The organism is Endozoicomonas sp. OPT23 (assembly GCF_009653635.1).
In the GTDB taxonomy this organism is placed as follows: domain Bacteria; phylum Pseudomonadota; class Gammaproteobacteria; order Pseudomonadales; family Endozoicomonadaceae; genus Endozoicomonas_A.
The window spans coordinates 756,371-778,094 of sequence record NZ_PPFD01000002.1 but is presented as its reverse complement, the minus strand read 5'-3'; the positions used below and the strand labels follow the sequence as shown (position 1 = coordinate 778,094).

20 protein-coding genes are annotated in these 21,724 nt (G+C 47.8%); 9 read left to right on the top strand and 11 right to left on the bottom strand.

From position 1 onward, the window contains the following. Positions 1–50: 50 nt before the first annotated feature. The 6 genes from napF (at position 51) to EOPP23_RS05330 (ending at position 4,803) form a co-directional block, all read left to right on the top strand. The gene (gene napF / locus EOPP23_RS05355; RefSeq protein WP_153764908.1) at positions 51–551 is read left to right on the top strand and encodes a ferredoxin-type protein NapF; all 501 of its coding nucleotides are present in this window, start codon (positions 51–53) and stop codon (positions 549–551) included. A 20-nt stretch (positions 552–571) separates the two neighbouring features. Then, complete coding sequence (locus EOPP23_RS05350; protein ID WP_153764907.1) at positions 572–844, top strand: chaperone NapD; 273 nt, start codon at positions 572–574, stop codon at positions 842–844. A 5-nt stretch (positions 845–849) separates the two neighbouring features. Next, entirely contained in the window at positions 850–3,357 is a 2,508-nt protein-coding gene (gene napA, locus EOPP23_RS05345) for a nitrate reductase catalytic subunit NapA (RefSeq protein WP_153764906.1), read from the top strand. A 136-nt stretch (positions 3,358–3,493) separates the two neighbouring features. Next, entirely contained in the window at positions 3,494–3,937 is a 444-nt protein-coding gene (locus EOPP23_RS05340) for a nitrate reductase cytochrome c-type subunit (protein ID WP_153764905.1), read from the top strand. A gap of 32 nt (positions 3,938–3,969) precedes the next feature. Next, positions 3,970–4,584, top strand: a complete 615-nt coding sequence (locus EOPP23_RS05335; protein WP_153764904.1) for a cytochrome c3 family protein — start codon at positions 3,970–3,972, stop codon at positions 4,582–4,584. 90 nt (positions 4,585–4,674) lie between these two features. After that, positions 4,675–4,803: a TIGR02808 family protein gene (locus EOPP23_RS05330; protein WP_153764903.1), complete on the top strand. Its 129-nt coding sequence runs from the start codon at positions 4,675–4,677 to the stop codon at positions 4,801–4,803. A 76-nt stretch (positions 4,804–4,879) separates the two neighbouring features. Here EOPP23_RS05330 and EOPP23_RS05325 read toward each other — a convergent pair whose 3' ends face one another. The 7 genes from EOPP23_RS05325 to hrpA form a co-directional block, all read right to left on the bottom strand. Continuing rightward, positions 4,880–5,386, bottom strand: a complete 507-nt coding sequence (locus EOPP23_RS05325) for a rhodanese-like domain-containing protein (RefSeq protein WP_153764902.1) — start codon at positions 5,384–5,386, stop codon at positions 4,880–4,882. Between the two features lie 275 nt (positions 5,387–5,661). After that, the gene (locus EOPP23_RS05315) at positions 5,662–6,429 is read right to left on the bottom strand and encodes an RNA polymerase sigma factor FliA (RefSeq protein ID WP_228550564.1); all 768 of its coding nucleotides are present in this window, start codon (positions 6,427–6,429) and stop codon (positions 5,662–5,664) included. Positions 6,430–6,431: 2 nt separating this feature from the next. Continuing rightward, positions 6,432–7,241, bottom strand: coding sequence for a P-loop NTPase (locus EOPP23_RS05310; protein ID WP_153764900.1), 810 nt, complete (start codon positions 7,239–7,241; stop codon positions 6,432–6,434). A gap of 829 nt (positions 7,242–8,070) precedes the next feature. Beyond that, complete coding sequence (locus EOPP23_RS05305) at positions 8,071–9,528, bottom strand: sigma-54 dependent transcriptional regulator (protein WP_153764899.1); 1,458 nt, start codon at positions 9,526–9,528, stop codon at positions 8,071–8,073. A gap of 269 nt (positions 9,529–9,797) precedes the next feature. Next, the gene (locus EOPP23_RS05300) at positions 9,798–9,953 is read right to left on the bottom strand and encodes a hypothetical protein (protein ID WP_153764898.1); all 156 of its coding nucleotides are present in this window, start codon (positions 9,951–9,953) and stop codon (positions 9,798–9,800) included. 102 nt (positions 9,954–10,055) lie between these two features. Further along, positions 10,056–10,283, bottom strand: coding sequence for a hypothetical protein (locus tag EOPP23_RS05295; RefSeq protein WP_153764897.1), 228 nt, complete (start codon positions 10,281–10,283; stop codon positions 10,056–10,058). A 189-nt stretch (positions 10,284–10,472) separates the two neighbouring features. Continuing rightward, positions 10,473–14,363: an ATP-dependent RNA helicase HrpA gene (gene hrpA, locus EOPP23_RS05290; RefSeq protein ID WP_370514641.1), complete on the bottom strand. Its 3,891-nt coding sequence runs from the start codon at positions 14,361–14,363 to the stop codon at positions 10,473–10,475. 488 nt (positions 14,364–14,851) lie between these two features. On the opposite strand from hrpA, the gene EOPP23_RS05285 reads away from it, so the two are divergent. Beyond that, a complete protein-coding gene (locus EOPP23_RS05285) occupies positions 14,852–16,072 on the top strand; it encodes a hypothetical protein (protein ID WP_228550563.1) in 1,221 nt (406 codons plus the stop codon). 63 nt (positions 16,073–16,135) lie between these two features. Here the strand turns inward: EOPP23_RS05285 and EOPP23_RS05280 are convergent, their stop codons facing one another. Then, positions 16,136–17,821 carry an AMP-binding protein gene (locus tag EOPP23_RS05280; RefSeq protein ID WP_370514676.1) on the bottom strand — a complete coding sequence of 562 codons (1,686 nt, stop codon included), beginning with the start codon at positions 17,819–17,821 and terminating at the stop codon, positions 16,136–16,138. 337 nt (positions 17,822–18,158) lie between these two features. On the opposite strand from EOPP23_RS05280, the gene EOPP23_RS05275 reads away from it, so the two are divergent. Together EOPP23_RS05275 and EOPP23_RS05270 are read left to right on the top strand one after the other, a co-directional pair. Then, on the top strand, positions 18,159–19,064 hold the full coding sequence (locus EOPP23_RS05275; RefSeq protein WP_194842502.1) for an alpha/beta hydrolase: 906 nt from the start codon (positions 18,159–18,161) through the stop codon (positions 19,062–19,064). A gap of 31 nt (positions 19,065–19,095) precedes the next feature. Beyond that, complete coding sequence (locus EOPP23_RS05270; RefSeq protein ID WP_153764894.1) at positions 19,096–19,572, top strand: MaoC family dehydratase; 477 nt, start codon at positions 19,096–19,098, stop codon at positions 19,570–19,572. A gap of 50 nt (positions 19,573–19,622) precedes the next feature. Here the strand turns inward: EOPP23_RS05270 and EOPP23_RS05265 are convergent, their stop codons facing one another. The 3 genes from EOPP23_RS05265 to EOPP23_RS05255 all read right to left on the bottom strand — a co-directional run bounded on the left by EOPP23_RS05265 (position 19,623) and on the right by EOPP23_RS05255 (position 21,714). Next, positions 19,623–19,874 (bottom strand): YkgJ family cysteine cluster protein, encoded by a 252-nt coding sequence (locus EOPP23_RS05265; RefSeq protein ID WP_153764893.1) that lies wholly within the window; start codon positions 19,872–19,874, stop codon positions 19,623–19,625. Between the two features lie 114 nt (positions 19,875–19,988). After that, positions 19,989–20,762, bottom strand: a complete 774-nt coding sequence (locus EOPP23_RS05260; protein ID WP_153764892.1) for an amino acid ABC transporter ATP-binding protein — start codon at positions 20,760–20,762, stop codon at positions 19,989–19,991. Continuing rightward, a complete protein-coding gene (locus EOPP23_RS05255; RefSeq protein WP_228550562.1) occupies positions 20,746–21,714 on the bottom strand; it encodes an amino acid ABC transporter permease in 969 nt (322 codons plus the stop codon). The genes EOPP23_RS05260 and EOPP23_RS05255 overlap by 17 nt, the downstream gene beginning before the upstream one ends. Positions 21,715–21,724 lie beyond the last annotated feature (10 nt).

The following is a 21,724-nucleotide window of genomic DNA, read 5'->3' as shown; positions in this document are numbered from 1 at the left end:
ATAAAAACAGCCTCTCAGAATCACCAATACCAAACAGCATCGTAACAGACATGGCTCTAGCAAAACTGGCATCACGCAGACATTTTCTCAGAGGACGCATTGCGGACTCCGACACTCTGCGTCCGCCATGGAGTATCGATGAAAGCCTGTTTGTTGATCAGTGCCGTCGCTGCAATGCCTGCGTTGAACAATGTGGAACCGATTTACTGGTCAAGGGCAGCGGTGGCTTTCCAGAAGCTGACTACAGCAAAGGCTTCTGCACTTTCTGCGAGAAATGCGTTGAGGCCTGTGAACATCAAGCTCTGGTGATCACAGAGTCACCCTGGCAACAGCTGCCGGTAATAACAGACAAGTGTCTGGCGATGAACAAAGTGTTCTGCCGGACCTGTGAGGAGTCCTGCGAAGTGGAAGCTATTCGCTTTCAGTTGAAGCTTGGCGGTATCGCCCAGCCACTAATTGAAAACGACTTATGTACAGGCTGTGGTGAATGCATAGCCGATTGCCCGGTTCAGGCTCTGGTAATGAAAAAAACAGCTAAAAAAGCAGCCTGATAACCGTTTGAGAAAAAGTAATGAGACAACCCAATAAAGAAACCAACGACAGCACTCAGGTCTGCGCCATTTCCGGACTCGTAGTGTGTGCCATGCCTGCACGCATGGATGAAGTTGCACAAACACTGAATAACATGCCCGGCGTTGAAGTACACGACAGAAGTACAGAAGGAAAAATGGTCGTGACGGTAGAAGAGCTGCCGGGTGAAAAAATGATGGTCGATCGAATTTCAGAAATCAGCGCTGCCGAGGGGGTTTTGTCCTCAGCTCTGGTTTATACGCATCAGGAGTGAAATCTATGAAGCTAGAACAAAGTCGTCGAGACTTTATTAAAAACAGCGCTGTGGCAGCCACCGCAGCAGCGGCGGGTATCAGTACCACTGCTTCCGCTACCAATCTGATTACCAGCAGCAAGGACACCGATATCCATTGGGATAAGGCACCTTGTCGTTTCTGTGGTACAGGTTGCTCCGTACTGGTCGGTACCAAAGACAATAAAGTTGTTGCCACTCAGGGTGACCCGGAAGCACCGGTAAACAGAGGCCTGAACTGCATCAAGGGCTACTTCCTGTCCAAGATCATGTACGGCAAGGATCGTCTGGATACGCCTCTGCTGCGTATGAAAGACGGCAAGTTCGACAAGAACGGGGAATTCGCTCCGATCACCTGGGATCAGGCGTTCGACATCATGGCTGATAAGTGGAAAGCAGCCCTGAAAGACACCCGCAACTCTGATGAAATGCCTCCTGTTGGCATGTTTGGTTCCGGTCAGTGGACCATCATGGAAGGCTACGCTGCCTCCAAGCTTTATAAAGCCGGTTTCCGTTCCAACCACATTGATCCTAACGCCCGTCACTGTATGGCGTCTGCGGTAGGTGGCTTCATGCGTACCTTCGGTATCGATGAACCAATGGGTTGCTACGACGACTTCGAACACTCAGACGCTTTTGTACTCTGGGGTTCCAACATGGCCGAGATGCACCCGATTCTGTGGTCCCGCATCACCGATCGTGTTCTGTCTAACGACCATGTAAAGGTAGCTGTACTGTCTACCTTCAAGCACCGTTCTTTTGAACTGGCTGACAACTCAATCATCTTTACACCACAGTCTGACCTGGCCATCGGTAACTTCATCTGTAATTACCTGATCCAGAATAACGCTGTGAACAAAGAGTTCATCAAGAAGCACACTCACTTCCGCCTCGGTGTTACCGATATCGGTTACGGTCTGCGTCCAGAACATCCTCTGGAACAGAAAGCCAAGAACTCCGGTAAAGGTGGCTCCAAGGAAATCGACTTTGACGGTTTCGCCAAATTCGTCAGCGAATACACCGTTGAGAAGACGGAAGAAATCTCCGGTGTTCCAGCCAAGAACCTGATTGAGTTGGCCAAGCTCTACGCTGATCCAAAGCGTAAGGTAATGTCCCTATGGACCATGGGTATGAACCAGCACACCCGTGGCGTGTGGATGAACAACATTGTTTATAACATCCACCTGCTGACCGGCAAGATTTCCGAGCCAGGCAACGGTCCATTCTCCCTGACCGGCCAGCCTTCTGCCTGTGGTACCGCCCGTGAAGTGGGTACCTTCTCACACCGTCTGCCAGCAGACATGGTCGTGAAGAAGAAGAAACACCGCGATTACGCTGAAAAGATCTGGAAACTGCCTGAAGGTACTGTTCCTGGCAAGGTCGGCTACCACGCTGTTCTGCAGAACCGTATGCTGAAAGACGGCAAGCTGAACGCTTACTGGGTGATGTGTAACAACAACATGCAGGCCGCTCCGAACATGAACGAGGAAGGTCTGCCAGGTTACCGTAACCCGGACAACTTCATCGTTGTCTCTGACCCATACCCAACCGTTACTGCCCAGGCCGCTGACCTGGTTCTGCCAACCGCTATGTGGGTAGAGAAAGAAGGTGGCTACGGTAACGCTGAACGTCGTACTCAGCTGTGGTTCCAGCAGGTTGAACCTCATGGTGAAGCCCGTTCCGACCTCTGGCAGCTGATGGAATTCTCCAAGCGCTTCAAGACCGAAGAAGTTTGGTCCGATGCTCTGCTGGCAAAAGCGCCTCAGTACCGTGGCAAGACTCTGTTTGAAGTGCTGTTCAAGAACGGTCAGGTGGACAAGTTCCCAATGTCCGAATTCAAGGGCCGCATGAACCAGGAAAGCGAAGACTTCGGTTTCTACGTTCACAAAGGTCTGTTCGAAGAATACGCCACCTTTGGCCGTGGCAAGGCGCACGATCTGGCGCCATTCGACATGTACCACGAAGCCCGTGGTCTGCGCTGGCCAGTAGTGGATGGCAAGGAGACCCTCTGGCGCTTCCGTGAAGGCTATGACCCTTACGTTAAGAGCGGCGAAGAAGTCAGCTTCTACGGCAAGAAAGACGGCAAGGCCTGGATCTTCGCCCTGCCTTATGAGCCACCTGCCGAATCTCCGGATGAAGAATACGACCTGTGGCTGTCCACTGGCCGTGTTCTGGAACACTGGCATACCGGCACCATGACCCGTCGTGTACCTGAACTGTACCGTGCTTTCCCTGACGCGGTGATCTTTATGCACCCTGAAGATGCCAAGGAGCGCGGTCTGCGCCGTGGTATGGAAGCCAAGATCCTATCCCGTCGTGGTGAAGTCCGCAGCCGGATTGAAACCCGTGGCCGTAACCGTCCACCAAAAGGTCTGGTATTTATGCCGTTCTTTGACGCCAAGCAGCTGGTTAACAAGCTGACTCTGGATGCAACTGATCCACTGTCCAAAGAAACGGATTACAAGAAGTGTGCAGTCAAGATCGTCAAGGTTTGATGATCTGATCAAATGACAACTGCCTTCTATTAACGGTATTGACCCATTCGACAGATGACTGCTTTGAAGCAGTCATCTGATAGAAGGCAGATATGAATGACTGATTTTGAATATTGCCAGAGGCAAAGAAACTGCCATGAAAAAATTAATTACTTTTTTAGTACCTTTATTGTTTACCTGTCTGGTCAGCGCCAGTGAAACCGGCGGCCTGAACTCATTGCGTACCGATGACCTGTCCATTCAGGCACCCGCTGAAGCAATGAAAAAAGTACACGAGAGCGATTCTTTACTGAAACGTGATTTTATTCAGCAGCCACCGATGATCCCTCATGATATCCGTGGTTATGACATTAACAAGAATGTGAACAGCTGCCTGCGCTGCCACAGCTGGAAGAATGCCAGCAAGTGGGGTGCTACCCGTATCAGTGTCACTCACTTCTACGATCGTGACGGCAAACAGCTGGCCGACGTAGCACCAGGTCGCTATTTCTGCGTTCAGTGCCACGTACCTCAGGCGGATGCCAAGCCGCTGCTGGAAAACATGTTTGAACCTGTTGATTCCCTGAAGAAACAGCAGTGAGCCAACCAATAAGGAGCTCCGGAGAATAGATTATGAGCAGGGAACCTTTCTACAAACGTTACTGGCAGCTGCTGACCAAGCCCGCTGCAAAGATATCACTGGGTATCATTCTGGCCTTCGGCTTTGTGGCTGGTATTGTCTTCTGGGGTGGTTTCAACACCGGAATGGAAGCCACCAACCAGGAAGAGTTCTGCATCGGTTGCCATGAGATGAAGAACAACGTGTACGAGGAATATAAGTCAACGATCCACTACAACAACCGTTCCGGTGTTCGTGCGATCTGTTCTGACTGCCACGTACCGAAAGACTGGACCGCCAAGATGATCCGCAAGATCCAGGCCAGTAAGGAAGTCTGGGGCAAAATCACCGGCAAGATCGATACTCGCGAGAAATTCCTGAGCCATCGTCGTGAAATGGCGGATCGGGAGTGGGCTCGTATGAAGGCTAATGATTCTCAGGAGTGCCGTAACTGTCACAACTTTGAGTTTATGGACTTCTCTGAGCAATCCGGTCGTGCTGCCCGCATTCACCAGAAAGCATTGCAGGGTGACGACAAAACTCCGGCTACCGGTGAAACCTGTATCGACTGTCACAAGGGTATTGCTCACCAGCTACCTGAGATGGACGGCGTAGAAGGCTGGCACTAAGTACCGGACATATGAACCCATAAGCTGTTTACCCGCCTATGGTGGGTAAACACAATTACATATGTCCAGGGAAGCAATCAGGAGAACGATATGAGTGCACTGGAATCCATGATCTGGACCGTACTGGGCTATGCAGCCATGCCAACAATCTTTCTGGCAGGGTTTATTGGCGTAGCTCTGGTAGGTTGCTTTGTTTTCGACAAGGTTGAAAACAAGTAAATCAGCTGGATCATAGGCTAAAAAAAGGGCACCTCACTTTAATACAGTGAGGCGCCCTTTTTCGTTTGAGCTTTTCTTACTTAAAGGCTGAAAACAGCTGTATTTCAGTCAACTCAGCTTCTCTCTTCTCAGTATTCGGTTGGTAACTGATCACTTCCTCTTCAACGTCTGACTTCAGTGTTACCGGGTAATCCAGTGCCAACCATGAATAGTAGCCATCTCTGAAGAAGAACACTCGCTGATAGCCCCAAAGTCCCGCCAGATAGCTCGCGATGGCACCACGCATATGGTAAGTGCTGTTTCCATAAATCACGATAGGGGTGTTTTTATCCAGAGTGCCCGGCATGAACAGTTGCCTGAAGCCAGCTCTCAAATCAAGACTGTGGGAGTTTTCCACCCTGCCCCAGTTCCATTGTTCCAGTGGCCGCACATCAATAAACAAAGCACCAAGATCATGGAGACGCTTGGCCTGATGAGTATTAATGGTGACAACGTTCTTGATGTTTACGGGAGCTTCTTGAGCGAATGAGAGACTGCAGGACAGGGCAAGGATCAAGCCTGCCAGGTAAGAATTCCATTTCATAATAAGTCAGGTCCGTTATAAAGCTACTTAATAAAATCTGTCTAATAGAAAATATATGAAGGCTGGACCTGGCCATTTGGAACATTAGGAAGCAAGAAAGTAGTTACTCACTGCGTTGAACTATATAGACATCAAAATAGCCACTATATAGCGCCACTTTCTACCGCTGACAGCTGAAAACAGACCGCTCCGGCACAGGTGAAGACCAACATCGAACAGGTAAGCAAACGGTGAAAGCTGCCTGTCGATGGAATCGTCGACAGGCAGTTGAGGCATTATCTGAGCCAGTTTTGCAGTTTGGCTCTCAAACGGACGGCGGCCTGGGAGTGGATCTGGCTGACTCTGGATTCACTGACACCCAGAACCTTACCAATTTCCTTCAGGTTCATCTCTTCATCGTAATAAAGCATCAGAACCAGTTTTTCCCGTTCAGGCAGCTTCTCAATGGCTTCAACCAGTGCAAACTTGAACTTCTCCTCCTGTATGTCGGCGGACGGTCCACGATCTCCAGAACGGGCCTGCATTCTGGATTCTTCACTGTCGAACAACTCTTCAAAGCTGAATAAACGGCAGCCTCGCAAGTCGCTGAGCATGGTGTAGAACTCGTTAAGATTTACTTCCAGTTCTTTGGCCACTTCAGCATCACGGGCATCACGGCCCAGTTTGGATTCAACCTTTTGAACCGCCTCGGTAACCTTACGACTGTTTCTGTATACAGAGCGCGGCCCCCAGTCACCCTTACGAATTTCATCCAGCATGGCACCACGAATACGAATACCGGCAAAGGTCTCAAAACTGGCACCTTTAGTAGCATCGTATTTACCGGCAGCTTCCAGCAGACCGATCATTCCGGACTGAACCAGATCATCAATCTGAACACTCGGTGGCATACGGGCAGCCAGGTGATTGGCAATTCTTTTGACCAGCGCCTTATGAGTTTCAACCATTTCGGTCTGAAATTTTTTCCTGGCCACTCGTTGTTCTGGCGTTTCGTTGACGTGAGCGCCTTTGCTAAATGACATTCCCTGTACAGTAGCATCCATGGTTAAACCCTCTCACTGATTCGTGCTGGTAAAAAGAATTCGATACGGCCTCTTGGTGGTGTCACAGGCGCTGCCATTATTTGCTGGGCAATCCTGTTTATGGCTTTTGATGCCCTGCAGTCCGGGCTCGACTCCAGTAATGCTTTTTGTCTGGAAAGGGACTCTGCTACTGCTTTATCGAAGGGTACGGCTCCCTGATAGCGCAGGATAATGGCGACTTCATCACTCAAATGGTTTTGAAGCCGCTCAAACTGGTTGGAACCATAGCGGCGATTTGAAACCGCGTTAACAACAACGTTAAAACGACGGACTCCATACTCTCTGTAGAGCAATCGAATTAAACGTACTGAGTCCAGTAATGACAGGACTTCCTGATTCAGAACAATCAGAATTTCACCCGCTGCCTGGATCAGGGCAATATTGTCCGGTGCCAGACCGGGAGCAGTATCAATAATAAGGGTATCGAGAGAGGGGGAAAGCGACTCAAGGCTTTCAATCATTCGAACTGCCTGACCTGTTTCTACCGTTTCACGCCAGATAGGTTGTCCCAGTGGTGTAAGGACATGAACACCTGAAGGGCCCTCTTTAATAAAGTTGGCGATGTCCTGACCTTCTTTCTGTCTTTCTACATTAAGGTTCTTTTCCAATCCCAGACTGATACCTACATCTGGAACAGCAAGGTTGCCGTCCATCAGTACCACACGTCTTCCGTTGTTTGCCAAAGACAATGCCAGGTTGACTGCGATCAGTGTCTTACCTACTCCACCTTTACACCCTGCAACTGCAATAATTTGTTTCGTTGATGAGTTCATGGCTTTCAGCTTTTAAAATGGTCAATAGAATGTATTTACTTCTATTTACACCTTCTTTAGATACTTCAACTTCTCACTCTCTTTTCTTACTCCCTTGTCCTTATATATGTATACAAGAGGTGTGCCAGTTTTATAAAAAGACGTTTTTTACATGACTGTCAGCCTTCTGCCGCGGCACAAAATTGACCACAGCTTCGAAAAACTCAGTAACCATATGATTTATAAAGAAAAATATTTTTCGCGATATTTCACTGACATGCTACTTTTTTGACACAGTCAGAACATCTGTCAGAGAACAAACAGCATCTGTCGTTTCCTTGAAAAGTGTTTGGCAAATTAATTGACACTGTCAGTTTAAAGTGACGCTTTACTGTCGTAAGTTATTTTTTAGAGATAAGAAATATGCGGTATTTTTGGCGTTTTTTATTTTTTAATCGAAAAAATAAAAACGACATCTTTATAACATAATTATTTTTTTACTAAAGTATTTTGAACTCTGTCGACTTACGCAGAATTTAAACTTTGAAGTGCCAAGTTAATGAATAAAAAAAAGAGATAAGACAAAAAGCAGAAACCAACCAGAAAGAACAAACAGGCATTGATACCAATACAAATAGGTAGGTTGGGCTGAGGTACGAAGCCCAACGTTTTATTTTTTGACTATTTTTGTTGGGCTTCACTATGTTCAACGCCGACCTACATTAGCCAGTACACAATATGAACCCTGTAAAAATTTCCACAGTAGAAAACAAAAAAGGCCGTAAGCTTTCGCTTACGGCCTTTTTTGTCAGACTTCCGTCAAACAATAGAGCGCATTTACCGCCTGATATTACCGCATAGTTTCTTCATATCTCTGTAAACCATACTTACGCATTTTTTCGACCAGTGTTGTACGACGAATCTGAAGTTTATCCGCAGCTCTGGCCACCACACTGTTGCAGTCGCTTAATGCCTGCTGGATCAAACTCTTCTCCAAGCGGGTCAGAAATTCTTTCAGGTTAATGCCACCGACTGGCAAAATCGCCAAATCATCGACTTTCCCCTGACCTGCAGGCTGAATGCTATCCGGAAACAACTCAGCAACTCCGTCATCATCCCCGATCGCGTCCATATGACGGAAATTCTGCGGCAAATCCTGAACACCCACGACACCGTAAGGGAACATAATCGCCAAACGCTCAAGCAAGTTCGACATTTCCCTGACGTTTCCAGGCCACTCATGGCGACACAGAGATAAAATAGCCGCTGAACTTAATCGAATAGATCCGCGATTCTGTTTTTCCATGGCACTGACCAACTCATTGAGAATCAGCGGAATATCTTCCGGACGTTCTCGCAATGCAGGCATTTCAATGGGGAATACATTCAGGCGGTAGTAAAGATCTTCTCTGAACTCTCCCGCCTCAATCATTTCCGCCAGATTTTTGTGGGTCGCAGCAATAATTCTGACATCCACCGGAACCTGCTCTGAACCACCGACTCGTTCAATGGTTCTTTCCTGAAGCACTCGAAGCAGCTTCACCTGCATATGCAGTGGCATATCTCCGATTTCGTCCAGAAACAGTGTGCCACCCTGGGCCAGTTCGAATCGACCGATTCTTGTCTGCACAGCACCGGTAAACGAACCTTTTTCATGGCCGAACAATTCGCTTTCCAGTAACTCGTTGGGAATGGCACCACAGTTAACAGGAACAAAAGGCATGTCTCTGCGGCTGGAATGTTCATGAAGGTTTCGAGCGACCAATTCCTTACCGGTTCCGGATTCGCCAGTGACCATCACATTAACATCACTGTCAGCCACCTGAGCCATATCGGCTCTCACCTTACGCATTCTGTCGCTCTTACCCACCAGCCCTTTAAACAGTTCAACCTGTTGGTTCATACCGGTGGTGTGAAGCTGACGCCATTGCTCTCTGTAGACCTGCCCATAGTGCAGGCAGGAAAGCAGCTGGTTACGATTACAGGGCCAGTCAATTCTGGCAATAATCTGACGGCGAAGCGAAGATTGAAGGTTCTCAGGCAGAGGTTCGGCAATCCTTATAACAGGAACGCCACCACTCCAGCGCTGAATGCGGGCAATCATGGCCTGCATGGAGTTTTCAGCCTGCAGGTAATCACCCAGGAAGAGAGCACAAAAACTGTGCCGGTCGGATTCGCTAATGGCATCTTCCCAGTAGGCCGAACTGATGGCTTTGGTGTGATACCCCATAAACTCGATTATGGTACTTAAATCATGACGTCTTTGTTGAGAATCATCGATGATCAATACCTGATCTGCTGCTTCCATTGTAACGACTATCCTTGTCATCAAATCAATGCGAATTAACAGCTCTAACTAAAATAAAACGTAATAAACAAATACTTATTAATTCAGTTAAGGTCTAAATTACTGTTTCGTCAAATTTTGTAGCAACTTTAGTCCTTTACGTCGAAGTTGGCAGTTATCTGACAGACTCTCTCTTCACAACCCTCATCATTTGGACACGAACCCGGAAATAAAAAGGCCCCGCATAATTAGGGCCAAAGACACACAAGTTTTACAGGAGCCACACCGATTTAGAAGACATACTGCAGACGGCCAACAATAGCATTGCCGCTGTCCTTGTTATCAGTATTTTCGTAACCAGAATGGTTCTCAGCCTTACCGTCAACACCAAGGGTGGCAGCAGTAGCCAGAGAAACAGACTTGAGTTTAATGACCTTAAACTTCATGAATATTCCCCTTGGTTAGTGTTTAGCGCTGGTTTTGTTATTGGGTGTCAGAACCGTGTGTAAACGTCAGGGGGGATATTGAAGGAGAGAGAAAAGCAGTTACTACTCTTCTATATATTCCTGATATGAATCAGTGTCATTATTCTGGTCAGGCTGCTGCCAGTCATAGCCATCCTCTATTTCGTTGAATGCAGTTTCATCGCCATCAAAAAATTCTTCAAAGCTTTCAGTGAACTCTTCAAACTCGTCCGGCAGATCAATATCGTTGGCGATGGTATAACCAAGTCCTGCGATCAATACCAGCATCAGTACCCATACAAGTTTTTTCATCGCACAGTCCTTTTAATCTCATTAGCTACAAATAACGGCCGTATCATTATTTACTGTATCAACAACTAACGTTGTGAAAGAACGTGACTAAGAAACCTGCGAATAAGTTCTGTAGAGCGGAGTTAAAGACTCAGGCTACATGCCTAATCAGAGTGTCCATGTAGCCTGAGTACTCAAAAAAGTTCGACTTCAGATCTCCTGAACCTCACCCCAGAGCTTCCTCAAGCGTTTATCCGACACAGGAAACCGTGTTCCCAGTTTCTGGGCAAAAAGTGAAACCCGATACTCTTCCAGCATCCAGCGATAGAGCACCAGGTTCGGATCAACCATCTTATGCTTTTCGTGAACTTCCTTGCGCTTTTCCCAAGCCTTATAAAGATTGCTCAGCTCTTCGGTCCAGGCTCGGTCTTTATTCACCTGTGCAGCCAGCTTTTCCTGTCGAACTTCAATACCCTGAATAAACCTCGGGTAATGCCTTAGCCACTTATTACCTGCTTCAGTAAGAAAACCAGGATAAATCAGCTGGGAAAGGTGCAGTTTGATATCCGACAGCGAGAACGCCTGATCAAAAGCTATCTTGCCTTTCAGGTTCTTATTGATGGTATGAGCCCGTTTGAAGATATCCAGCAGCAACTTATCGATATCCTCTGCAAAAGGCACAATTTCACCTTTACGCTTTTCAATCAGATTCTGAAAATCCTCCTGATTACGTGGCCATTCTGCAGGTTCACGGACAAAGATTTCTGAAATCAAAAACGACAGAATGTCCTCTTCCAGCACTTTTGCCTGCAATGAACCCGTAGCGTACAGTTTCACCTGTTTCAGGTTTTTCATACGGGACAGGGCAAACTTCAGCTGAACTGACAGCTTGAAGCGGAACAACCGGGTCAGACCTTTTCGGTTGACCGCATCAGCCATGCCTTTATCTTCAAACAGTTTCACAGCTACCGAATCTTTCTGATCCACCAGTGCCGGATAGGTTTTTAACACCAGACCACCGACCTTGCGAGTGATCTCCTCCGGCAGGTCACCACAGCTCCAGTCTTTCAAACCTTGCTGTTCCAGAGAACTGTCGGTCAGACGGCGCATACTGTCTTCTGACTGCTTGCCGTATTTCTCTTTGAGTTTGGTCAGGTTTCGTCCCTGCCCCAACAGCTTGCCGTTTTCATCGATCAGCCTGAAGTTCATCTTCAGGTGATCCAACAGGCCGTCATCGCTCCAGTGCTCATCAAGAATACGGGTACCGGACATACGATGCAGATGATGACCCAGAATATCGGTCAGTGGTTCATCACAAATGGACATGGATTCCATTGCGCCACGGACATAGTCTGGAACCGGCACAAAGTTCTTACGAACCGCTTTAGGCAGGTTACGAACCAGTGCTACACATTTATCAAACAGCATGCCTGGCACCAGCCATTCAAGACGATGCTTTGGCAGCAACCGAAGAGCCTGAACGGGCAGAGTCAGGGTGACACCATCGTCAACCGCACCGGGTTCAAAATGGTAAGTAAGCGGTAGCTCAAGCCCCTCCCAACGCAGACGATCCGGATATTTATTCTCAGTAATCTCACCTGCGTCGTGTTTCATCAGGTAGTCTTTAGTGAGAAAGAGCAGATTTGGGTCTTTATGCTCAACGCCCTTTCGCCATTTCTCGAAACCCGCACCGTTGAAAATAGCCTCCGGCAGTTTTTCATCGTAAAACTGATACAGCGTCTCCGGATCCACCAGAATATCTCGACGACGGGATTTAGCTTCCAGCTCATCGACTTCGCTGATCAGATCAAGATTGTGCTGCTGGAACTTACCTTTTGAATGGAAGTGACCTTCCACCAATGCTTCGCGAATAAAGATCTCACGGGAAACAACAGGGTCAATAGCGCCATAACTGACACGACGACGGCCCACCACAATCAGGCCATAGAGCGTCACCTGCTCAAAGGCGACGACCTGAGCACGTTTCTTTTCCCAGTGAGGTTCGAAATAGTTGCGCTTCACCAGATGACCTGCCAGCGGCTCAATCCACTGAGGTTCGATCTTGGCACTGGTACGAGCAAACAGTCGTGAAGTCTCTACCAGCTCTGAGGCTATAACCCACTTAGGCTTTTTCTTATAAAGGGTTGAGCCGGGGAACAACCAGAAACGACGATTACGAGCGCCCATATAATCGGCGTCATCGTCCTTGTTACCCAGATGGGACAGCAGACCTGCCAGCAGTGACTTATGGACATCACCGTAACCGGCGGGTTCTTCATTGACCTTCAGATCAATGTCCTTACAGGCCAGTGACAGCTGACGGTGAAGGTCACGCCACTCTCTCATGCGCATAAACGACAGAAACTGCTGTTTGCAGTACTTTCTCAACTGGTTTTGAGACAACTCCTGACGCTGCTCTTCGTAAGCATTCCAGAGATTAACAAAACTCAGGAAGTCAGAGTCATCGTGGTAATGTTCGCGGTGTCGCTGATCCGCCGCCTGCTGCTTCTCGGCTGGACGTTCCCTTGGGTCCTGAATCGCCAGCGCCGAAGCAATAATCAGCATTTCATTCAGGGCATTGTTTTTATCGGCTTCAACCAGCATTCGAGCCATTCGAGGGTCAACCGGCAGTTTTGACAGCTGATGACCAACACGACTCATTCGACGTTGCTCGTTAACCGCACCAAGTTCCTGCAACAGTTTAAAACCATCGTTGATGGCTTTGTCATCAGGCGCATCAACAAACGGGAAGGCAGCCACATCGCCCAGCCCCATTTTCAGCATCTGCAGAATAACCGCGGCCAGGTTGGTTCTCAGAATCTCGGCATCGGTAAACTCGGCTCTGCCCAGAAAATCCTCTTCAGAGTAGAGGCGATAGCAGATACCTTCCGCTACACGACCACAACGACCTTTACGCTGGTTGGCAGAAGCCTGTGACACAGGTTCCACGGGCAATCGTTGAACCTTAGAGCGGACAGAATAACGACTGATTCGCGCTGTACCGGGGTCAATAACGTAGCGAATGCCGGGAACTGTCAGAGAGGTTTCAGCCACGTTGGTGGAGAGAATCACGCGACGACCAGAGCCCGTCTGGAAAATACGGTTCTGTTCTGCAGCGGATAAACGCGCATAAAGCGGCAGAATATCGGTATGCCTGAGCTTGGCATCTTTCAGAAACTTGGAGGTTTCCCTGATTTCCCGCTCACCGCTGAGAAAGACCAGAACATCACCCAGTTTCGGACCACTGCCACCACGCTCACTGTCTTCAATCTCACGTAACGCTGAAAGAATACCCTGCTGCAGTCGCTGGTCGGCATCACGCCCTTCCAGCTCCAGGTCTTCCAGAGGACGGTATTGCAACTCGACCGGATAGGTACGACCAGAGACTTCAATAACCGGCGCATTATTGAAATGTCGGGAGAAACGATCGACGTCGATGGTCGCAGAAGTAATAATCAGCTTGAGGTCAGGGCGTTTTGGCAGCAGAATTTTGAGATAGCCCAGCAGGAAGTCAATGTTAAGGCTTCGTTCGTGGGCTTCATCGATGATGATGGTGTCATAGCGATTGAGAAAACGATCATTCTGGGTTTCTGCCAACAGAATACCGTCGGTCATCAACTTAACCAGTGTATTTTCATTTCCATGGTCGGTAAAACGTACCTGATAACCGACCTGTTCACCCATGGGAACCTTAAGCTCTTCCGCGATACGACCGGCTACCGAACGGGCTGCCAGACGACGGGGCTGGGTATGACCAATCAGGCCAAAAACTCCTCGCCCTGCTTCCAGACAAATCTTTGGCAACTGGGTGGTTTTACCGGAACCGGTTTCACCAGCAATAACCACCACCTGATTATTCTCGATGGCTTCGCGAATTTCATCACGTCGCTCTACGACAGGAAGCGCCTGATCGTATTCAACTTCAGGGATGGCAGACAGTCGGGCAGAGGCTCTTTCGGTAGAACGCTCTATCCGGCCCAGCAGTTTTTTCAGCCCTTCTTCATCGCTGTTTTTGAGTCGCTGAAGTTGTCTGCTAATGGGGAAGCGATCCCTGATCATGCACTGGCTGATGGCACTGCGTAAGTCATTGCGGCCGGACACTCAATTCTCCAGAAAATAGACAAAACCACCATTATAAGTGTGTAGACTCAGGCAATCGAATATTAAATTGCTGTTTGCTCGCCTGCTGCGGGCAAAAAGCTTATGAATTCATGGGGCTGGGTACTACCTTTTACGATCAGGCTTTTCTGAAATCTCTGAAAAAGATGCTGAATTATCAGTTTGAGCAGCCGAGAGCAGAAACTCACTCATACCCCTTGTTTTGAAATATTGATCCCGACCAGGAGCTGTTATATCGAGTTAATTTTGTCCAGGGACAGAACCGGAAGTGTACAGGCTTAACAGAAAAAGAAATCTGATCAGGCCAGATCATAGTCATTTCATCTCCCGATGACCGCTGATTATTATTAGTCCGAAATAATCAACTCAACTAAACAAGCGATTTTTTCGGGTCACTAATAAACTAACTCCCCCTCTTTTGAAATCACGAACTATTATATTAGCCTCAATTAATATCAATAGGCTTTAGAATGAGGCACATCTCGAAATTTGTTCTTTGCTCTTTGGTTCTATTATTTCTCATAGGGGGCAATGCACAGGCCACCCCAAAGCTACAGCTGGTCTGTCCTAACCCTAGTTGCAGTAACAAAGACATCAACAAATATGACGTAATAAATTGTCAAAGCGATACATTGGTCAAATGCAAGGAATGCGGTACAGCGTTTACTATTGAAGACTATGGTCTGGCAATGGAAAAACCCGTATTTTCCAGCAGGACTTTTGATAGCTCCGAATTCATTACAGCCAGCCCCTCCAAACAATCACGACTTAAACTGCCAACCCTCCGGCAACTCGCTGCACTATATGATTTATCACGTCTGGGGGAAGCTCATAAGCTTTCACTGTCGGCTTATCGGGTAAACCAATATGGCAGCAATTCTGAGCTGATTCAGGTCATTCCAATAGAGGCAATCAAAGCTGCAACTTACAGAGTATCCGCTGCTGGCTCTCAGAATTTCAGTGCCCGGCTGCAATTGGCGATTCTTTATACTCTTATGACCCTTTTGGAAACGGAAGGAACAGCAAACGTATTGGCGCAGATCAGTTTTACTTCTGGCCAGTTCTGTTTATTTTACTCAATTCTCAGACACTTCTTCCATTCCTGGAACAACAACAATACCCCCCCTCCCAACTACCTCATGCAGTATGGTTTTCAGCAGGATCCCTCAGGATATATTGCACGCTTTGAACGCTTCGCTAATGAGGGTATGACTGATATCCCTCGTATTATTCGCGCTGGCTCCTCTTATCTTACAAATATAAGGAGTTGGCTTCAGAATATTCAAGACGGAAGCTGGGATATCATAACTCTGGAGTATACAGGTCACGTAGCTGTCATAAGGGAACAAGACCAATACTACCTAATGCTCGCTTCAGGGCAGGTGCTATCTGGTGACCTTGAAACTGTCATTAGCTTCGCCTCACTTGGTCATTATTCTGTATTGGTCAATACTGTCCCCGAACAGCAGCTGACTGAAGCAGTACCTGCAGTGATCCTGAGCTCACTAGCCATTACTGCAGCCTATCTTTCGCCTGACATGCCACCTTGGCTAAGACTACTATCCATGACCGTTGCTGGAGGAACTGGCTGGCTGAGTGGTAGTTGGCTTGGACGATTCCTATGGCAGAGGTACAGCGAACCGGATAAAAAACAAAAAGATTTTGATCCTGACAACCCACAAAGAAGATAATCTACAGATGCACACCCGGATAGTTCGGCAAGTAGCAAACTATCCGGGCGGCAATAATCTGATTTAATTATCAACCAGTTTTTTCAACTCTTCATCCCGCAACTCACGACGAAGAATCTTGCCGACATTGGTTGTTGGCAGTTCATCACGAAACTCAATCTGCTTGGGCACTTTATAGCCCGTTACATTCTTGCGGAAGTATTGAGTCACCTCTTCCTTTGTCAGTTCAGGATTAGAACTGACCAGAAAGACCTTGATAGCTTCACCGGTTTTCTTGTTGGGCACACCGATAGCAGCACACTGCATAACGTCAGGATGAGCCGATAAAACATCTTCCAGCTCATTGGGATAAACATTAAAGCCGGAAATGCAGATCATATCCTTCTTGCGGTCAACAATGGTTATATAACCTTCATCATCAATACGGGCAATATCGCCTGTTTTCAGCCAGCCAGCTTCATCAATAGAGTCAGCCGTTGCGGCCTCATTCTCCCAGTAGCCTTTCATTACCTGTGGGCCAAGCACACAGAGTTCACCCACTTCATTCAGGCCAAGGTCATTACCTTCGTCATCAATGACCTTCAAACGACAGGAAGGCACAGGAATACCGATACTGCCCAGTTTGATGCGATCCAGAGGGTTGATGGTCACTACTGGTGACGTTTCGGTCATGCCGTAACCCTCACAAACCTTACAACCGGTAAGATTTTCCCAACGTTCCGCGGTATCCATCTGCAGAGCCATGCCGCCGGACACGGTATTCTTCAGATGACTGAAATCAAGCTTGCGGAATTCAGGGTTATTCATCAGACCGACAAACAGAGTGTTCAGACCTACAAACATGCTGAAAGGCTGACCTTTCAGATCTTTCATAAAGGTCTTCATATCACGGGGATTGGTGATCAGCAGGTTGTGGGCGCCCACTACCATGCCTACCATACAGTGCACAGTAAAAGCAAAGATATGATAGAGCGGCAAAGGTGCTACCAGCATTTCCTTACCATCTTCCAGGTTTCTGGCCACCATGGCTTTTACCTGGAACATATTGGCAATGATATTTCGATGGCTCAGCATCGCACCTTTAGCGATACCTGTTGTACCACCCGTGTATTGCAATACAGCAACATCATCGCCTTCACGACGGATGTCCTGTGGCGCGTGAATAGCGCCCAGTTTCATCACCCGGATAAAAGGCACTGAACCTTTAACATTATACGGCGGCACCATTTTCTTGATGTGCTTTACCGCCAGATTGATCACTGTACGTTTAATCGGTGACAACAGGTCACCGGCTTCAGTGATAATCACTTCTTCGATGGTGGTTTTAGGCACCACCTTTTCAGCCATATGCGCCATATTGGCCAGTACGACCAACGCCTTCGCGCCAGAGTCACGGAACTGGTGCTCCATTTCCCTTTCGGTGTACAGCGGATTGGTATTTACAACAATCAGTCCCGCTCTTAATGCACCAAATACCGCGACAGGAAACTGCAACAGGTTCGGCATCATAATGGCGATACGGTCACCCGGACGAAGCCGAGTGTGGTTCTGAAGATAGCTGCAGAAGTGCCCACTCAGCTCATAAAGCTCTGAGTAGGAGATACTTTTACCAAGATTGCTGAACACTGGCTTATGGGCATAGCGCCGAGCTGAATAGTCCAACACATCGAGGATAGACCGATACTGTCCGGTATCTATCTCGGGTTGAATGCCTTCAGGGTATTTGTCTTGCCAGAAATCACTGCTTATCACAGGGCCTTCCTCCTTGCTGAAGAAATGAACCTGTACTGCCCGAGAGATGCCAGAAACATTACGAAATCAGTTACCACAAACTACAACCAGAGCGGCAGGAGGAACCCTTGTCGCCCCGGTAAAAATAAACGTAAAAAACCGACTAACAAGCTCTAATGAGTAACTGACAAGTGATGTACAGTAATGTTAGTAAGTATTTTCTTTAAAAAGCGTAAACAGACGGAGAAGATTACCATTTCCGACAAAAAGCTGATAGATGATGTGCGAAAAATACCTTGACTGAAGTATGCTAACTGCCTCGGATAATAATAAGTATCAGGCGGCAGATTCCGGCATGAAGCAATTTTCCCTTCAGCGACAAACCCACAGCATTCCATTCATCTGCTGGGATACTCCAGACGCCAAAGCTGTTATCCACATCAGTCACGGGATGGCTGAATACGCCAGACGCTATGACCTGCTTGCTCAACAACTTAATGCAGCAGGATTTATCGTTTATGCCCATGACCACCGAGGCCACGGCGACTGCATAAAAACAACGGGGAAAGGTTATTTTGCTGACGATAATGGCTGGCAACAGGTTGTAGGAGACTTAGCTTGTGTTGTTGGTGACATCAAAACAAAACACCCAAACCTGCCACTGATTCTGCTTGGCCACAGTATGGGCAGCTATATGCTGCAAAGTTATCTGATTGAGCATCAACCCGAAGTGGCTGCGGCTGTTTTTTCGGGCTCCAACTTTGCACCAGCACTGTTGCTTCAGCTGGGAAAAATAGTCGCCAGCCTTGAAGTTCTGCGGCAAGGAATAACCGGACACAGCCCCATCATCAAACAACTGACGTTTACCAGCTACAACCGACGTTTTAAACCGAACCGAACCGAATTCGACTGGCTGAGTCGTGATGAGGAGCAGGTTGATCTCTATGCCAATAATCCGCTCTGTGGTTTCGATTGTACGAATCAGCTCTGGAAAGAACTGTTCACTGGCATGTTAAGTAATCAGAAATCTGCCAACCTGAGTAAAATCCCATCAAATCTGCCTGTTCTGGTCATGGGTGGCGAACAGGATTCAGTCAGTTACCCAAAAGGACAACAGAATCTAACAAAAGCTTTACGGAACGAAGGTCTCAGTGATGTCACAATGCAACTTTATCCTGACGGGCGTCATGAGATGTTTAATGAAGTCAATGCTCAGCAAGTGGTTGATCGCCTGATACAATGGATGAACGAAAAGATCTAAACTCGACAATTCTCTTAAAGAGCCACATAGAATGCGTAAGCTGGAAAATATTCCTTTTGCAGAACTGAAAGTGGGTGATTCTGACTCTCTCACCCGCACTTTGACCGAAGAAGATCTGGTACTTTTTGCCAAGGTTTCCGGTGATACCAACCCCGTTCACCTGGACGAAGACTTCGCCAAGACTACTCAGTTTGAAGGCCGTATTGCCCATGGCATGTGGACCTCTTCACTGATTTCCTGCGCACTGGCAACCAAGCTGCCAGGACCCGGTGGCATCTATCTGGGTCAGGAAGTAAAGTTTATGCGTCCGGTACGAGTAGGCGATACTGTGACGGTTCAGTTGGAAGTCAAAGAGATCAATGAACGTCGCAAGCGCGCCACTGTTACCACCAATGTGGTGAATCAGGATGGTAAGACTGTAGTAAAAGGCACTGCGGAGATCATGCCTGCTGCAGACAAAGTTATTGTGGATGAATATCAGCTGCCTGAAGTTGAATTCAAAAGCTGATCTACTTCTTTTCCAAGATGTTTATACGGCCGGAATCTCCGGTCGTATTTTTATAAAGTGATCTCTTCCAGCTCAATCAGGTTATTTAAAGCCTGAGCATCAGAATCCCCGCAAACATAATCCGCTGCTTTAAAGTGCCCACAAACTGCAGGCCTCTCAGGCTGTCCAAAAATACTGCACAAATTCGCTTCATTCAGTTGAATACAGCGAACACCTGCAGGTTTTCCGTTTGGCATTCCAGGAATAGCAGAAGTAATAGATGGAGCTATACAGCAGGCACCACAGCCCAGGCGGCATTCCATAAACAATTCACCAAAATAATCAGAAAGGCATTTTACAAAAGCAGGGTCAGAAACATAAGAAGGGCTTAACGAAACCGGTCAGCCTTCAAAATGAGACTGACCGGTATTCAATAGTCAGATCACCTGACTAAGGAAGTTCTGTAGACGTTCACTCTCTGGACGATCAAAGAATGAATCAGGACAACTGTCTTCCAGCAGTTCACCGGATTCCATAAACAACACACGGTCAGCCACTTCACGGGCAAAGCCCATTTCGTGAGTTACAACGACCATGGTCATTCCGGATTTAGCCAGCTGCTTCATAACGTCCAGCACTTCGCCGACCATTTCCGGATCCAGCGCAGAGGTTGGCTCATCAAACAGCATAATACGCGGCTGCATGGCCAGGGCACGAGCAATGGCGACACGCTGCTGCTGACCACCGGACAGCTGAGGTGGGTAACTTCGGGCTTTTTCAGACAAACCTACTTTAGCCAACAGTTCGACTGCACGGTCTTCCGCATCGCTTCTGCTCAGCCCACGAACCTTCATGGGAGCCAGACAAATATTGTCCAGAACCGAGAGGTGTGGAAACAGGTTAAACGATTGAAACACCATGCCCACTTCTTCACGCAGTTTGTTGACATCACCCGGAGTCGTCAGGGAGATACCATCAACGACGATTTCACCGGCATTGATGGTTTCAAGCTGGTTAATGGTTCGCAGAAAAGTGGACTTACCGGAACCACTGGGTCCAATAACCACAACCACTTCACCTTCCTGAACTTCCTGGCTGACATTCTTCAGCGCATGAACTCCATTGGGGTAAACCTTGTGGATGTCCGTTACTTTTATAATCGGTTCTGCAACTGTCGGTTTCAAAACTTCAGCATCAGCGGTTGACGGCATACTTCAACTCCATTCGACGTACAACGTACGACAATAGTCCTGTTAATACCAAATACAGCAATGCTACCGTAAACCAGACTTCAAATGGACTGAAGGTACTGCTGACTGTTTCACGTCCTGCCTTGGTCAAATCTGTCAGAGAGATAACCGATACCAGAGAGGAATCCTTGATCAGGTTAATAAACTGACCCGCCAGTGGTGGCAGAACCTGCTTAAACGCCTGTGGCAGAATGATATAGCGCATGGTCTGACCACGCCCCATTCCCAGACTCCGACCCGCTTCCATCTGCCCTTTGTTAATAGACTCAATACCAGCGCGAATAATTTCGGCTATGTAGGCTCCGGTAAAGATGGACAAAGCTGCAACAGCAGCAGTAAATCGATCCAGATTCAGTACTGTTCCTATAAAGAAGTAAACGATAAAAATCTGTACCAGCAGTGGCGTGCCACGAATAAGTTCGATGTAGAGAACAGAAAGATGACGCAGGGCGGGATTCGGCGAAATACGTGCCAGCCCGGAAATTACCCCCAAAAGAATGGCGAAAACAATAGCCACCAGCGACAGCTTGATGGTCATTGCCAGACCGTTTGCAATCGGCCCTGGTTGCCATTCATAACTGACGGCCAGCAGGTCGCCTTCAAATATCAGGTCACCTTCGTTGACCTGTATGTCACTAAAACCTTCAATAACTGCTTGTTCGTCAGCATCGAAGTCATTGGTCAGTATCAATTGACCAGCGTCGTTGGCTGTTATTGTGCCGTCGTATTCGGCTCTCAGTTCGTTTTCAGCCTGATAAACAATGTACTGAGGAATGCGCTCCCAGCGCCAGGTGTAGTCAATGGATTGACTGGACTTAAAGATACCCAGACCGATCACTAGCAACAGTACAGCGAAGACCAGGTTCCACAGAACCTGGCTTGGCTGTTTTTCCATCTGCAGAGGACGGCCCATAACGGGTTTA

Bases quoted from the DNA above. Each gene is read 5' to 3' on its own strand.
- EOPP23_RS05335 (WP_153764904.1), top strand. From the start codon at position 3,970: ATGAGCAGGGAACCTTTCTACAAACGTTACTGGCAGCTGCTGACCAAG.
- EOPP23_RS05310 (WP_153764900.1), bottom strand. From the start codon at position 7,241: ATGAACTCATCAACGAAACAAATTATTGCAGTTGCAGGGTGTAAAGGT.
- EOPP23_RS05285 (WP_228550563.1), top strand. From the start codon at position 14,852: ATGAGGCACATCTCGAAATTTGTTCTTTGCTCTTTGGTTCTATTATTT.
- EOPP23_RS05255 (WP_228550562.1), bottom strand. From the start codon at position 21,714: ATGGGCCGTCCTCTGCAGATGGAAAAACAGCCAAGCCAGGTTCTGTGG.
- EOPP23_RS05270 (WP_153764894.1), top strand. From the start codon at position 19,096: ATGCGTAAGCTGGAAAATATTCCTTTTGCAGAACTGAAAGTGGGTGAT.
- napA (WP_153764906.1), top strand. From the start codon at position 850: ATGAAGCTAGAACAAAGTCGTCGAGACTTTATTAAAAACAGCGCTGTG.
- EOPP23_RS05265 (WP_153764893.1), bottom strand. From the start codon at position 19,874: ATGGAATGCCGCCTGGGCTGTGGTGCCTGCTGTATAGCTCCATCTATT.
- EOPP23_RS05300 (WP_153764898.1), bottom strand. From the start codon at position 9,953: ATGAAGTTTAAGGTCATTAAACTCAAGTCTGTTTCTCTGGCTACTGCT.
- EOPP23_RS05325 (WP_153764902.1), bottom strand. From the start codon at position 5,386: ATGAAATGGAATTCTTACCTGGCAGGCTTGATCCTTGCCCTGTCCTGC.
- EOPP23_RS05295 (WP_153764897.1), bottom strand. From the start codon at position 10,283: ATGAAAAAACTTGTATGGGTACTGATGCTGGTATTGATCGCAGGACTT.
- napF (WP_153764908.1), top strand. From the start codon at position 51: ATGGCTCTAGCAAAACTGGCATCACGCAGACATTTTCTCAGAGGACGC.
- EOPP23_RS05275 (WP_194842502.1), top strand. From the start codon at position 18,159: ATGAAGCAATTTTCCCTTCAGCGACAAACCCACAGCATTCCATTCATC.
- EOPP23_RS05315 (WP_228550564.1), bottom strand. From the start codon at position 6,429: ATGGATGCTACTGTACAGGGAATGTCATTTAGCAAAGGCGCTCACGTC.
- EOPP23_RS05330 (WP_153764903.1), top strand. From the start codon at position 4,675: ATGAGTGCACTGGAATCCATGATCTGGACCGTACTGGGCTATGCAGCC.
- EOPP23_RS05340 (WP_153764905.1), top strand. From the start codon at position 3,494: ATGAAAAAATTAATTACTTTTTTAGTACCTTTATTGTTTACCTGTCTG.
- EOPP23_RS05305 (WP_153764899.1), bottom strand. From the start codon at position 9,528: ATGGAAGCAGCAGATCAGGTATTGATCATCGATGATTCTCAACAAAGA.
- EOPP23_RS05260 (WP_153764892.1), bottom strand. From the start codon at position 20,762: ATGCCGTCAACCGCTGATGCTGAAGTTTTGAAACCGACAGTTGCAGAA.
- EOPP23_RS05350 (WP_153764907.1), top strand. From the start codon at position 572: ATGAGACAACCCAATAAAGAAACCAACGACAGCACTCAGGTCTGCGCC.